This window comes from Streptococcus sanguinis, assembly GCF_019928825.1.
Classification (GTDB): Bacteria; Bacillota; Bacilli; order Lactobacillales; family Streptococcaceae; genus Streptococcus; species Streptococcus sanguinis_L.
Genome location: NZ_JAHZOP010000003.1, coordinates 193,606 through 207,261, shown reverse-complemented (window position 1 = coordinate 207,261; position 13,656 = coordinate 193,606). Strand labels below are relative to the sequence as shown.

Genomic DNA, 13,656 nt, shown 5'->3' with positions numbered 1-13,656 from the left:
TGGGAATGATTCCCCGAAATACAAATAGGAGAATGGAACTTTGACAAAAGCGATTCGAGTGCGTTATGCACCAAGTCCGACTGGACTTTTACACATCGGAAATGCGCGGACTGCGCTCTTTAACTACCTCTATGCTCGTCACTATGGTGGAACCTTCATTATCCGTATCGAGGATACAGACCGCAAGCGCCATGTAGAAGACGGAGAACGCTCACAGCTTGAAAACTTACGCTGGCTGGGTATTGACTGGGATGAAAGTCCTGAGACTCACGAAAACTACCGCCAGTCTGAGCGCTTGGATATTTACCAAAAATATGTCAATGAACTCTTGGACAAGGGCTTGGCTTACAAGTCCTATGTAACTGAGGAAGAATTAGCGGCTGAACGCGAACGTCAGGAGGCAGCTGGTGAAACACCGCGTTATATCAATGAGTTTCTAGGTATGTCAGAGGAAGAAAAGGCAGCCTACATCGCTGAGCGCGAAGCAGCGGGCATCATTCCGACGGTTCGTCTGGCTGTCAATGAAGCTGGTGTCTACAAGTGGACTGACATGGTCAAGGGCGAAATTGAGTTCGAGGGTGGCAATATCGGTGGTGACTGGGTTATCCAGAAGAAAGATGGCTACCCAACTTACAATTTTGCTGTGGTTATTGATGACCATTTGATGAAAATTTCGCACGTTATTCGGGGAGATGACCACATTGCCAACACACCTAAGCAACTCATGGTTTATGAAGCTCTGGGCTGGGAAGCGCCAGAATTTGGCCATATGACCTTGATTATCAACTCTGAAACAGGTAAGAAGCTGTCTAAGCGCGATACCAATACCTTGCAGTTTATCGAGGATTATCGCAAGAAGGGCTACCTGCCAGAAGCAGTCTTTAACTTTATTGCACTGCTGGGCTGGAATCCTGGCGGCGAGCATGAGATTTTCTCTCGTCAAGAATTGATCGAGCTCTTTGATGAAAAACGTCTCAGTAAGTCCCCAGCTGCCTTTGACCAGAAGAAGCTGGACTGGATGAACAACGAATACATCAAGAATGCGGATTTTGAAAGAATCTTTGCTCTGGCTAAGCCGTACCTGGAAGAAGCTGGCCGTTTGACAGATAAGGCAGAAAAGCTTGTAGAGCTCTACAAACCACAAATGAAGTCTGTAGACGAAATTGTGCCGCTGACAAACCTCTTCTTTGCGGACTTCCCAGAGTTGACAGAAGCGGAGCGTGAGGTCATGGCTGGTGAAACGGTACCAACCGTGTTGACAGCCTTCAAAGAAAAGTTAGAAGCTATGTCTGACGCAGATTTTGTGACGGAGAATATTTTCCCGCAAATCAAAGCTGTTCAAAAAGAGACAGGAATCAAGGGCAAAAACCTCTTTATGCCGATTCGGATTGCCGTTTCTGGTGAAATGCATGGACCAGAGCTGCCAGATACGATTTACCTGCTAGGTCGTGAAAAATCCATCCAGCATATCGAAAACATGCTGAATCAAATTCAATAAGATAAACCAGCTTTTAAGCTGGTTTTTACTTTGCAAATTTTTATTTTTATGTCACAATTGTAATAAGAAAATACCTTAAGGAGAGAAAAATGAAAAAATGGATCATCGTCTTGATTGGAGGATTAGTAGCCTTACTCGTGCTAGTAACCTGTAACCAAAAGAAAGAGCAGACGAATCCTGCTTCCAACAATTCTAAAGCAAGTTCGACTAGTTCTGCATCTTCTAAAAAGTCTGAAAGAGGGGCCAGTTCGAGCGAACTTGATGGTCAAGCGGACAATCAGGAAACTTCTGATACAGGCTCTCAGCAGAATTCGGAAACTGAAGCTGAAAAGTCTGCCAAGGAAACTAGCAAAGGAGAGAAAGAGACGGCATCAACTTCTAGTTTGGATATGAAGGCTATTGTTTCTGGAGATTTTTCCAGCATGATTGGTACTTGGCAGGATGCCAAAGGGAACAGTTATACATTCGATGCGTCTGGTATTGCGTCAGATGTTGCCAAGCTTGAGACAGGAGATTACTCTGAGCCAGATGAAAATGGGATTTACCGAGCAGGGATTCGTTGGAAAAACCAAACCGGTGCGGCCTTTCTCATCATTCCAGCAGGAAAGAGTCTGCCAGCTGGGGAGACTGTCAATGGGACGGATCCGACTGATACCAGTCAAGATCGTTTCATCATTACTCAAAGCGTTTCCGAACATCCTGATGTTTTTTACCGTGTAAAATAAGGAGTCTTGACAGGCTCTTTTTTCTTGTTTTAAGTCCAGTATATAATATATTGATTTTGAATAAAAATTGATAAAACTCTTTTATTTTAATAAATATTAAATTTCCTCTTGACATTCGCATTTTCATACAGTAGAATGTTTAAAAATAAAATGTAGAAGGATAGAGGTAATCGCATGGTTAAAGAGAAAGTCATTTTAGCGTATTCCGGCGGCTTGGACACTTCGGTGGCTATTACTTGGCTGGACAAGGATTACGATGTAATCGCGGTTTGCATGGATGTAGGTGAAGGAAATGATTTAGATTTCATTCATGATAAGGCGCTGAAAGTCGGCGCTATCGAATCACATGTTATTGATGTTAAAGACGAGTTTGCGGAAGACTACGTCTTGGTTGCTCTGCAAGGACACACCTTCTACGAACGAAAATATCCTCTGGTGTCCGCTCTGAGCCGACCTTTGATTTCCAAGAAATTGGTTGAAATTGCCCACAAGACGGGGGCGACGACTATTGCCCATGGCTGTACCGGAAAAGGAAACGATCAGGTTCGTTTTGAAGTGGCTATCGCCTCCTTGGATCCCAGTCTCAAGGTCATTGCTCCGGTTCGGGAGTGGAAATGGTCTCGGGAAGAAGAAATCAATTATGCCAAAGCTAATGGTGTGCCAATTCCTGCGGATCTAGATAGTCCATACTCAGTCGATCAAAACCTTTGGGGACGAGCCAATGAGTGTGGTGTCTTGGAAAATCCTTGGAATGAAGCACCGGAAGACGCCTATGATTTGACAGTTGCGCCAGAAGCAGCACCAGACAGCCCAGTCTATGTAAATATTGAATTTGAGGCAGGTGTCCCAGTTGCTTTAGATGGCAAAAAGATGAAGCTGGCGGACTTGATTCTTGAGCTAAATGACATAGCAGGACAACACGGTGTTGGGCGGATTGACCATGTGGAAAACCGTCTGGTTGGGATTAAGTCTCGGGAAATCTATGAATGCCCTGGTGCTGTGACTCTCTTGGCTGCCCACAAAGAAATCGAGGATTTGACTCTAGTCAGAGAACTGGCCCATTTCAAGCCGATTATCGAAAACGAGCTGTCTAATCTCATCTATAATGGTCTCTGGTTTAATCCAGCGACAGAAGCCCTGATTGCCTACCTTAAGTCCACCCAGCAGGTGGTCAATGGCACAGCTAAGGTGAAGCTTTATAAGGGATTTGCGACAGTCGTAGCGCGTAAGTCTGACAATTCTCTTTACGATGAAAGTCTGGCCACTTATACCAGTGCAGATACTTTTGACCAGGATGCTGCGATTGGCTTTATCAAGCTGTGGGGGCTTCCATCTAAGGTTCACGCAGAGGTTCAGGCTCACAAAGACAAATAGAAAGGGGCTTTCCTATGGCGAATCATAAACTGTGGGGCGGACGTTTTGAAGCCTCTCTGGAAGGCTGGGTAGAAGAGTTTGGTGCTAGCATTGGCTTTGACTATCGTCTGGCTCCTTATGATCTGCAGGGCAGCCTAGCCCATGTCAAAATGTTGGGGCAGACAGGAATCATTGCTCCAGAGGAAGCGGCTGCTATTCAGGCAGGATTGGAAAAGCTGTTGGCGCGCTATCAAGCTGGAGAGCTTGAGTTTGATGTTGCTAATGAAGATATTCATATGAATATGGAGGCTCTTCTGACCGAGGAGATTGGGCCAGTAGCTGGTAAGCTCCATACGGCTCGCTCCCGTAATGACCAGGTGGCGACAGATATGCACCTTTATCTCAAGGATCAGCTCGGTCAGATTGCGGATAAACTCTTGAATTTGCGACAGGTGCTGCTGGACTTGGCAGAAGAGCATGTAGAGACCATCATGCCAGGCTATACCCATCTGCAGCATGCCCAGCCGATTAGTTTTGCTCATCATCTGCTGGCCTATTATCAGATGTTCAGCCGGGATAGTCAGCGCTTTGCCTTTAATCTGGAGCATACGGATTTGTCTCCTTTAGGAGCAGCGGCTCTGGCGGGGACAACGTTTCCGATTGACCGGGAGCTGACGGCTGATTTATTGGGTTTCAAAGGACTTTACCACAATTCCTTGGATGCGGTCAGTGATCGAGATTTTATCTTGGAGTTTCTATCTAACAGCAGCATTCTCATCATGCATTTGTCTCGTCTCTGCGAGGAGCTGATTAACTGGTGCAGCTATGAATACGGCTTTGTCAGCCTGTCAGATACCTTTAGCACCGGGTCTTCCATTATGCCGCAAAAGAAAAATCCGGACATGGCGGAGCTGATTCGGGGTAAGAGTGGCCGGGTCTATGGCCATCTCTTCAGTCTTCTGACGGTTATGAAATCCCTGCCCTTAGCTTACAATAAGGACCTGCAGGAAGACAAGGAAGGCATGTTCGATACAGTTGATACCATCCAAAAATCGCTGGATATTATGGCGGGTATGCTGTCTAGCATGACGGTCAATAAGGAAAGAATGCTGGTTTCAACTCAGCAAGACTTCTCCAATGCGACGGAATTGGCTGACTACCTGGCCAAGAAAGGACTGCCTTTCCGGGAAGCCCATGAGATTGTCGGAAAGTTGGTGCTGGAATGCAGCAAGGCAGGCTATTATCTACAGGATATCCCGCTGAACCGCTATCAGGAAGTGTCGTCGCTGATTGAGGAAGATATTTATCAAGCTCTTGAGTCGCAGACTGCTGTACAAAAGCGGAATTCCCTTAGCGGAACGGGATTTGCACAGATCCGTCAGGAGTTGGAAAGAGCGAAGAAACAGCTGGAAAAGGAATAGGATATAAGGGACATCGCAAGGGAATTGCGGTGTTTTTAATGTGAATTGACCTTTTAAATATTTGCAAAAACAGCGTCATAGCAGGACTTATTGGCATTTTCGAAAAATATGGTATAATAGATATAATTTTGGTGGATGGAGTTGAGTTTTGAGAAAAAACTATCGCGTCAAGAGCGAAAAAGATTTTAATGCGATTTTTAAAAGAGGACAGAGTTTTGCTAATCGAAAATTTGTCGTTTACATGTTAGAAAAAGAGCAAAAGCATTTTCGGGTAGGAATTTCTGTCAGTAAAAAGCTGGGGAATGCAGTGGTTCGCAATCGTATTAAAAGAAAAATCCGCCATGTCTTGATGCAGCATCAGAAACAGTTAGTCCAGGCAGACTTCGTCGTTATTGCTCGCAAAGGAGTGGAAGAGCTGGACTACCACCAAGTTGAACAAAATTTATTGCATGTATTAAAAATTGCTAAACTTTATCAGGAAGGATTCATTTGTGAAACAGAAAAGTAAATTAGGGATTTTGCTGGTTGCCTCTCTGCTCTTTCTCACAGCCTGCGGAACCAGTCAAGTAACAGCCGATTCAAATGGCTTCTGGGAGAAGCTGGTCTATTTCTTTGCCGACACCATTCGTTTTCTATCCTTTGGTGGAAGCAAGGGGATTGGGATTATTCTCTTTACCTTGATTATCCGGACAGTTCTCCTGCCGGTCTTCCAATTCCAGACGACTTCTTCACGCAAGCTGCAGGAAGTACAGCCGCATATCAAGCGCCTGCAGGAAAAGTATCCTGGTAAGGACATGGAGAGCAGAACAGCCTTGGCTGAGGAAACTCAAAAGCTCTACAAGGAAATGGGTGTCAATCCTTATGCCTCATTCATTCCGCTCTTTATCCAGATGCCAGTGCTCTTGGCTCTGTTTCAAGCCCTGACTCGGGTTGATTTTATGAAGACAGGTCACTTCCTCTGGCTCAATCTAGGAGCGACAGATCCGACCTTTATTCTTCCGCTGTTGGCAGCTCTCTTCACTTTCTTCAGTACATGGCTTTCAAACAAAGCCTTGCCTGAGAGAAATGGCGGGATGACAGTCATGATGTACCTGATGCCAGTTGTGATTTTCTTTTTTGCCCTCTATGCAGCGAGTGGGGTGGCCCTCTACTGGGCGGTCTCAAATGCTTATCAGGTGGTTCAGACCTTGCTGCTGAGCAATCCTTTTAAAATCATTGCCGAGCGGGAAGCCAAGGAACGGTCAGAGCGCCAATTGGAACAGAAAAAGAAACGTGCCCTAAAAAAAGCACAGAAAAAGAAAAAGTAAGTAAGAAGGAGGACTCTTGCAATGGTTATTTTTACAGGAGCAAGTGTTGAAGAAGCCATTCAAAATGGTTTGAAAACGTTGGATATTCCACGTATGAGAGCGCATATCACTGTTATTTCACGTGAGAAAAAAGGCTTTTTAGGTCTGTTTGGCAAGAAGCCAGCTCAGGTGGATGTCGAGCCGATTGCTGAGACGACAGTTGTTAAAGCCAATCAAAAGGCTGTAAAAGGTGTTCCCGAAGAGATTAACGCTCAGAATGAGCCTGTGCAGTCTGTCAGTGAAGCAACGGTTGATTTGGGTCGTGTGGTAGCTGCTATCAAGAAGGTCGAAGGAGAAGGCGAAGTTATCTCGGATGAGGTCAAGGCTGAAATTCTCAAAAATGACAAGCAAGCCAATACGATTTTAGAAGAGACTGGCACCATTGATCTTCTCAAGACCAATCAAGCTATTGATGAGGCAGTTGCTCAAGCAGAAGCGGACGATAGCAAGGTTATCTCTTTTGAACAAGCGGCTAAAGACAAGGCTGAGCCGACAGAAACAGAAGAAAGCTCTTTTGCTGACTTAGGCATCCAAGTCGAAGCAGACTACGATATTGAAGAAGTAGTTGAAAACGTAACGAACTATGTTCAGAAAATCGTTGATGAGATGGATGTTGAAGCGGGTATTTCCAGCAGCCACAACCGCCGAACTATCAACATGCAGATTGATACCAATGAACCGGGGCGCGTGATTGGCTACCACGGAAAAGTCTTGAAAGCTCTGCAGCTATTAGCGCAAAACTATCTTTATAACCAATATTCTAAGAGCTTCTATATTTCCATTAATGTCAATGACTATGTTGAGCATCGGGCAGAAGTACTGCAAAGCTATGCGCAGAAACTGGCTCAGCGGGCTTTGGAAGACCGACGCGGTCAGCACACAGACCCTATGTCTAACAGCGAGCGCAAAATTATCCACCGCATCATTTCTCGCATCGATGGCGTGACTAGCTATTCCGAAGGCGACGAGCCTAACCGCTATGTCGTTGTGGATATTGATAGCGAATAAAAAGAAAGCCAGCAGAGATGCTGGTTTTTGTATATAGAAAGGATTTTTTATGTCACTTTTTCCAGCTATTGAAAGTTATCTGCCTCATCAAGGGGCTAAGTATATATCTCCAGACAAGGCAGGGCAGCTGCGTGAGTCTATGTTGGAGTTGAGAGCTAAGGGCCAGGCGGCACGTAAGGAGTTTGCGGATTTGGTCAAGGATTTTCAGAGCCTCTATCCTAAGCTGACCTTGGAGCGAACCAGCCAGTGGATGAATCAGGCACAGATGCTGCGGCCCCATTTTTGGAATTATCTTAAAGGCTATGGAGAAATCACAGAACCGATGTTTGCCCTGCGCTTGTATGGAACTGCAGAAGATTTTGGGGTGTCGCTGGAGGTGAGCTTTATGGAGCGCAAGAAAGATGAGCACAGCCTCAGCAAGCAAAATCGGGTATTGGAGCTACCTATTCAGCCGCCAGCTTACTATTTTGCTCAGATAGATGGTGTGAGTCAGCGCTTTGAAGGAACAGAGGAAAATCGCCAGTTTCTTACTCGGCAGTTAGCGGCCGGTCAGGTTCGTAAGGTCTTAGTCAAATACGATATTCCCCTTTCTCAGGCTGCTTCAAGAGAGCAAGTGCTGTCCCAGCTGCAGGAGGCCATGACAGCCTTGATCCCCTTTTATGAAGCGACTCGGGTTATATGATTGCGTTTACAAAGAGAAAGTTATTTAAGTAAGTATTGACAAAAGCCCCGGAATCATATAGAATAGTAAAGTATGTTTAGTAACTGATCACAACTAGCCGGCTAAACGAATACAAGAATCTAAGAGGAGGTATTCATCGTGAAACGTACTTATCAACCAAGTAAAATCCGTCGTGCGCGTAAACATGGTTTCCGCCACCGTATGTCAACTAAAAACGGTCGTCGTGTATTGGCAGCTCGCCGTCGTAAAGGACGCAAAGTTTTGGCTGCTTAATCCAAACGATTTATCAAGAAACCAGCGGAGACTCGAGACCGCTGGTTTTTTTGCGTTAAATTTACGGGTAAAAGTCAATAGACTGGCAGGAAAGTTCCCATTTTTGGCCAGTGTCTTTATTTAGGACTTCTACATACCAGTCTCCTTTGTGGCTAAATAGTTTGATAAATTGAACCTGAAGAGCCTGCTGTTCATACTTAATTGGAAAAAATTCTCCCTGCCTGTGCAATAAAATATCAAGAATGATTCGCAACTGAGAGTTGTTGATTGTTTTCCCGACTTCTGGTTGAAGGATTTTTTCAATTTTTGTGATCTTGCTTAACTGCTGTTCTGAAATCGAGTTTTCAAATTTTTCTTTTAATTTTTGCAGGTCAATATCAAAAGGACACATATTGTAGTTTTCCAGAGTCAGCATGGAAAAATACAAGGCAGAAATTTCATCTATGGAGAAAATAATAGGAGATAACAAGTCGTTGCTAAGAATTTTATAACTGCCATTCCGACCTAAGTCAGAATAAATTGGAATTCCCAGTGTTTCAAGGCTGGCAATATCACGAAGGGCAGTGCTTTTTGAAATATGATATCGATTCATAATATCTTTTAGATTGAATTGTCTTTTCTTATTGAGGAAAATAAGCATATCGTTAATTCTTTGAGATTTATTCATGAGAAACTCCATATTTTTATTAAATGGTTTCAAAAAATGATACCTTTTTATATTATACTAGTTTTAGAGAAAATAATAAAGGAGTCAAATATGAATCAATATTTTAAGGCCTTATTGGCAGAACAGACAGAAATGGCCCTAGCAACTTCTGTAAAGGATATACCAAATGTAAGAATTGTAAATTTTTACTATGATAAGGATACAAAGAAATTGTTCTTTATCTCATTTAAAAATAGTCAAAAAATTCAAGAGTTGGCAACCAATAATCGTATAGCTCTTACAACAATCCCGAAAGGTGATGGGAGGTATATCCGAATTCAAGGGAGAGTCAAAGAAAGCCAGCTTTCTATTGAGGATATAAGAAGCGTTTTTATCCAGAAGTATCCTTATTATCAAGATATTATTGAACAGCATAGCAACTCCTTGCAACTTTTTGAAGTCTCTTTTTCTGATGCTTTCTTGGTCTTAGATAATAATCAAGTTGAGAAAATTAAACTATAAGGAGAAAATAGATGGTTGAGATAAAAAGGTGCGATTGGGCTGAAAATAGTGAGCTTGAGAGAAATTATCATGACCATGACTGGGGGCGACCTGTGCATGACGAGCATAAACTCTTTAAAATGTTGATTTTGGAAGGTCAGCAGGCGGGCTTGAGCTGGCAAACTATTTTGTCAAAAATGGATGCTATGACAGAGGCTTATGAAAACTTCGATCCTGAAATAGTCTCCAACTATGACGAGCAGAAGATTGAAGAATTGCTTAGTGATCAAAGAGTGATACGAAATAGGCTTAAAATAAAGGCAGTTATGAAAAATGCTAAAGCCTATTTAAAACTAAAAGAAGAATATGGTAGTTTGGATTCTTATATTTGGTCTTTTGTAAAGAATGAACCGATTATCAATTCATGGTCCAGTATTGAAGAGGTGCCCGCTCGAACGGATCTATCCGATAAAATTAGCAAAGAACTCAAAAAGAAAGGTTTTTCTTTTGTTGGTTCTACGACTGTATATGCCTTTATGCAGTCAATTGGCATGGTCAATGATCATTTGCTGAGCTGTGATTTTAGAATATAATCATTTTTCCTTTGAATTAGAAAGATGAGCGATCTATTATCGAATGCCGGTAAATGATATAAAAAGAGAATAAAACCAGAAAGAAATTGATTTTCTTTCTGGTTTTTTGTGTATAGTTAAGTACAGTTGCTTATTTTGCTACTGGTAAAAGTATTGGATACAGATAGCAGAGTAAGGTAAAGCTTATCAGGGCGTAAAAGATACCGATGCGGATAGCTTGGATAGGTTTATAGAAACGAATCAGGGTCAGTAGGCACCAGACTAAGAGAACTAGGATGAACCATGCTGAAATCAAGCGCAGCGGTGTTGGTCCATAGAGATAGATGTAGATGCCAAATAATTTCCAGCCAGCTAGCAAGGCCAGCAGACCCGTAAAGATAAAAAGGATAGTAGCTGCGAATCGCGTCCCTTTTTGGTCCCAGAGTGGTTTTTTGGCAATCAGATAGAAGACGCCTAGGACTGCAAAGTTAAGGATAGAGACCCGAACCAGCTGCCAGAAGCCAGCTACGGCAACAGTCGAAGCATTCTGCGGAGAAATAGACTGAGCTACTGTTCCGGCGCTTAGGAGCTGACCGAGCTCACCCAGACCCGTCAGGAAAAAGAGCGCATAGGTCAGGCAGAGGCTGCCGATGATAATGTAGGCTGCGAAAGCGGGTGCTACTCGCAAAGGGCGGATACTTGCTTGGAATTTTTTGTAGCTAAGTTTAGTATCTTTTTTGCCTAACAGACTGCCGGCTAGGAGGCCATACAAGTAGAGACTGACAGGAACAGCCAGGCAGGCCTTGAAGAGAATCATGCTGCTATCAAGACTTGAAAAGAGGGAGTCAAGTAGATTCTCAATGAAATCAGCGGTATTGCTGAAGAAGGAGGCAAAGCTGTCTGAAACCTGACTCAGCTGGGACCAGACAAAGTAGACCAAGATTCCTGCGACAAAGAAGCTGCTAACGATAATTGCGAGCTGTTGGGCTTTCTTTGAAGACAGACTGTCAGAGCTATCGGAATAGTCCTGCTGCTTGCCTTCTATAAAGACTAGAATGGCAGCAATGAAATTTTTAAAGGGCAGGATGCAGAAGGCTTGAATGGTGTCAAACCAGACCAGAATCCCCAAACGTCCCTGGCTTAACCAGCCGGTACGGGACAGAATATAGAAGGCGAATGAGATGTGGATGGCCAGAAATTGAAAAAATTCTAGCTGGCGATGAAGTCCCCAGAGACTTAAAGCTAGGGCTTGAGCTAGCGTCATAATCAGAAAGCTTCTAGCCTCTAACTTGCTGTCAAGATTTTTTATTTGTAGCGATGGATAGGCCAATTTCCTGATTAAGGCTTCGCTTAATAATATAAGACCGATTGCAAAAGGGAAAAAGGATGCAGTTTGATAATTAAAAAATACTGCAGAGTAAAAGTAGGTTAAAAGATAGAGGATTAGATAGCTGATTTTAAAGAATCGCAGTTGCTTGTCCTCTAGGCCTGTGAAGATGGTCTGTCGTTCTGCTTCTGCGGGCAGGCAAGTCTGGACATTCATCTGTTCTTGTGCTGGATATTCCATAATTATTTCTCCTCCTCATCGTCAGGGATATACTCCAAAATATCGCCAGGCTGGCAGTCTAATTCACGGCAGAGAGCGTTGAGTGTTGAAAAGCGGACAGCCTTGGCTCGATTATTTTTTAGGATAGATAGATTGGCTGGAGTTAGGTCAATCAACTCTGCTAAACGGCCAGCGCTGATGCGCTTTTGCGCCATGACAAGGTCTAAATTTATCTGAATCATAAGACCTCCTAAATAGTGTAGTCCACTTGATCCTGTAGCTCAATGGCCTTGCCAAAGGCATTGCGGATGACACGGATAATCAGGGTCAAGATGCTACAGGAAACAGTGACTAAGAGCATAGGCAAATAGGCTGTCAGTCCCATAAAGAGGGAGATAAGAGCGACAGTGCCCACTTCCCAGCCAAGATAGCGCATGTACTGAACATTTTGTGTGATAAAGACCTGATTTTTACCGATGCGGCTTAGGAGTCGATAGAGATGGACAATGCAGGCCAGAGCCAGGCAGCCGAGGACATAGCCGAGCAGCAGCAAGACCCAAAAGCGTGTCTCTCCTTGAAAGAATGGAGAGGGAAATTCGATAACTAGGTTGACGACCCAAGGTCCTAGAGCTATCAGGATAATGGAAGCAATAAATAAAAGGCTGATACTGATTTTTGTAAGTGTAATGCTCATATCTTCAGCAGTCTTTTTCATTTTGTCTGTCATAATTTCCTCCGACTAACGTTTCATTTCTTAGTAACTATAACACGAATGTTATCGATAATCAATAATAAAATATCGAAAAAAGATAAAATCGGTCTTAAGGACTAGATGAAAGTTTCTAAAAAGTTCTTATTTTATAGAGATGGATTTCTTATCAGGAGATGAACAGAGCAGAAGACGATGAATATTTCGCCTGATTTTTGGTATAATGAAAAACAGGAATTGTATACTCTTTCTGGTCAAAATCGGAGTATGTGTAAGGAGGGAAGAATCTGTGGGTGTAAAGCTTGTTCATTATCGTAGTAAGTTATATGAATTTCTCATGGTGACTGCCATCGTTTCAAGGGATGATAAACATATGTGGAAGGATTTACGGCAGAATCAAAAGGAGCTTCTTCTTGATATACAGCCGCACTATGATAAGCTCTATCAAGATTTACTTCCCTTAAAAAATGAGCTTGTTGCGGTTAGTTTGTTTGAAGGAGTTACGGTGGGACTGGCTCCACTCCTCTACCTCTACTTGCTAGAAAAAGGAGAAGATCCGGCCAATCCGCATGACTTGTTAGAATGTTTGAAAAAACTAGACGCAGAGCAAATCATCTATTGCTTATCACTTAAGCTTTCTGCTGGAGAAGTTGCCAAGCGACGTCCTGAGAATCTGCTGGATTTTATAGAGAATAGTGACAAGTCTCCAGAAAATAAATGGTACTGGTACCAAGCTATTCAGTATCCAGAGAAGCTTCGGGATCAATTAGTTTCCTTGCTAGAAAGAGTGTTCGAGCTCTATCAGCCTATTTATGAGCAGTTTGAGCATGAAGTTCTAGCTTTTGAACAAGAATTTAGCCTATTAGATGTGATGGATGATGAAGAGCAGAACGCTAAGCTTCTTGAAAAGGCCACTCAAGTCTTTGTTCTGTCACCCATGTTTATTGACTCTTTTCTCGAAAAGGTTCCTGATTTCACTTCCTATTCCTTAGTCCTTTCGACGAGAAGTTCCCAGTTATCAAAGGCGGAATCAGAGCTTAACGATGAAACATTGGCTCTGACCTTAAAAACTCTTGGAGATGAAACCCGCTATAAAGTCTTGATTGAATTGATTCAGCCGCATGCCAAGAATAAAGATATAGCTAAAAAATTGGGGCTTACAAGAGCCTCTATCTCATTCCATACGCAAAAGCTCCTAAATTCTGGCTTGCTGGAGCTTGTGGTGGATGATGATTCGGTTAAATACACGGTCAATAAAGAACTGATTCAAAAAATTATAGAGAAGTTCAAACAGGACCTAAAATAGTTTAAGAAGACCTAGATTCATTCTAGGTCTTTATTTTGTAAAATGAAAACCTAACAATAATTTGACAATA

Annotated in this window: 16 protein-coding genes; 12 read left to right on the top strand and 4 right to left on the bottom strand. The window is 43.0% G+C overall.

Features of this window, described 5'->3' with window-relative positions:
- Nucleotides 1-40: 40 nt before the first annotated feature.
- The 9 genes from gltX to rpmH all read left to right on the top strand — a co-directional run bounded on the left by gltX (nt 41) and on the right by rpmH (nt 8,306).
- Nucleotides 41-1,498, top strand: coding sequence for a glutamate--tRNA ligase (gene gltX, locus K1J09_RS07100; protein ID WP_223323672.1), 1,458 nt, complete (start codon nt 41-43; stop codon nt 1,496-1,498).
- Nucleotides 1,499-1,587: 89 nt separating this feature from the next.
- Nucleotides 1,588-2,223: a DUF6287 domain-containing protein gene (locus K1J09_RS07095; protein WP_223323670.1), complete on the top strand. Its 636-nt coding sequence runs from the start codon at nt 1,588-1,590 to the stop codon at nt 2,221-2,223.
- A 174-nt stretch (nt 2,224-2,397) separates the two neighbouring features.
- Nucleotides 2,398-3,597: an argininosuccinate synthase gene (locus K1J09_RS07090; RefSeq protein ID WP_125330805.1), complete on the top strand. Its 1,200-nt coding sequence runs from the start codon at nt 2,398-2,400 to the stop codon at nt 3,595-3,597.
- Nucleotides 3,598-3,611: 14 nt separating this feature from the next.
- Nucleotides 3,612-4,997: an argininosuccinate lyase gene (argH, locus tag K1J09_RS07085; RefSeq protein WP_125330806.1), complete on the top strand. Its 1,386-nt coding sequence runs from the start codon at nt 3,612-3,614 to the stop codon at nt 4,995-4,997.
- A gap of 148 nt (nt 4,998-5,145) precedes the next feature.
- Entirely contained in the window at nt 5,146-5,505 is a 360-nt protein-coding gene (gene rnpA, locus K1J09_RS07080; protein WP_002917781.1) for a ribonuclease P protein component, read from the top strand.
- Nucleotides 5,489-6,304: a YidC/Oxa1 family membrane protein insertase gene (locus K1J09_RS07075; protein WP_223323667.1), complete on the top strand. Its 816-nt coding sequence runs from the start codon at nt 5,489-5,491 to the stop codon at nt 6,302-6,304. The genes rnpA and K1J09_RS07075 overlap by 17 nt, the downstream gene beginning before the upstream one ends.
- A gap of 21 nt (nt 6,305-6,325) precedes the next feature.
- On the top strand, nt 6,326-7,351 hold the full coding sequence (gene jag, locus K1J09_RS07070) for an RNA-binding cell elongation regulator Jag/EloR (protein WP_002893912.1): 1,026 nt from the start codon (nt 6,326-6,328) through the stop codon (nt 7,349-7,351).
- Between the two features lie 49 nt (nt 7,352-7,400).
- Nucleotides 7,401-8,033 carry a ribonuclease P gene (locus K1J09_RS07065; protein WP_223323666.1) on the top strand — a complete coding sequence of 211 codons (633 nt, stop codon included), beginning with the start codon at nt 7,401-7,403 and terminating at the stop codon, nt 8,031-8,033.
- A 138-nt stretch (nt 8,034-8,171) separates the two neighbouring features.
- Nucleotides 8,172-8,306: a 50S ribosomal protein L34 gene (gene rpmH, locus K1J09_RS07060; RefSeq protein ID WP_002893904.1), complete on the top strand. Its 135-nt coding sequence runs from the start codon at nt 8,172-8,174 to the stop codon at nt 8,304-8,306.
- Between the two features lie 61 nt (nt 8,307-8,367).
- Here the strand turns inward: rpmH and K1J09_RS07055 are convergent, their stop codons facing one another.
- A complete protein-coding gene (locus K1J09_RS07055) occupies nt 8,368-8,985 on the bottom strand; it encodes a helix-turn-helix transcriptional regulator (RefSeq protein WP_050540592.1) in 618 nt (205 codons plus the stop codon).
- A 24-nt stretch (nt 8,986-9,009) separates the two neighbouring features.
- On the opposite strand from K1J09_RS07055, the gene K1J09_RS07050 reads away from it, so the two are divergent.
- The gene (locus K1J09_RS07050; protein WP_223323664.1) at nt 9,010-9,474 is read left to right on the top strand and encodes a pyridoxamine 5'-phosphate oxidase family protein; all 465 of its coding nucleotides are present in this window, start codon (nt 9,010-9,012) and stop codon (nt 9,472-9,474) included.
- A gap of 11 nt (nt 9,475-9,485) precedes the next feature.
- Entirely contained in the window at nt 9,486-10,046 is a 561-nt protein-coding gene (locus tag K1J09_RS07045) for a DNA-3-methyladenine glycosylase I (protein ID WP_223323662.1), read from the top strand.
- A 130-nt stretch (nt 10,047-10,176) separates the two neighbouring features.
- Here K1J09_RS07045 and K1J09_RS07040 read toward each other — a convergent pair whose 3' ends face one another.
- From K1J09_RS07040 to K1J09_RS07030, 3 genes are read right to left on the bottom strand one after another with little or no spacing between them, the layout of a single operon-like run.
- On the bottom strand, nt 10,177-11,592 hold the full coding sequence (locus tag K1J09_RS07040; RefSeq protein WP_223323661.1) for a DUF4153 domain-containing protein: 1,416 nt from the start codon (nt 11,590-11,592) through the stop codon (nt 10,177-10,179).
- A gap of 2 nt (nt 11,593-11,594) precedes the next feature.
- Nucleotides 11,595-11,813: a helix-turn-helix domain-containing protein gene (locus K1J09_RS07035; RefSeq protein ID WP_002899126.1), complete on the bottom strand. Its 219-nt coding sequence runs from the start codon at nt 11,811-11,813 to the stop codon at nt 11,595-11,597.
- 8 nt (nt 11,814-11,821) lie between these two features.
- On the bottom strand, nt 11,822-12,298 hold the full coding sequence (locus K1J09_RS07030; protein WP_002899125.1) for a DUF2975 domain-containing protein: 477 nt from the start codon (nt 12,296-12,298) through the stop codon (nt 11,822-11,824).
- 205 nt (nt 12,299-12,503) lie between these two features.
- Here K1J09_RS07030 and K1J09_RS07025 point away from each other — a divergent pair, with 205 nt between their 5' ends.
- On the top strand, nt 12,504-13,586 hold the full coding sequence (locus K1J09_RS07025; protein WP_223323659.1) for an ArsR/SmtB family transcription factor: 1,083 nt from the start codon (nt 12,504-12,506) through the stop codon (nt 13,584-13,586).
- Nucleotides 13,587-13,656 lie beyond the last annotated feature (70 nt).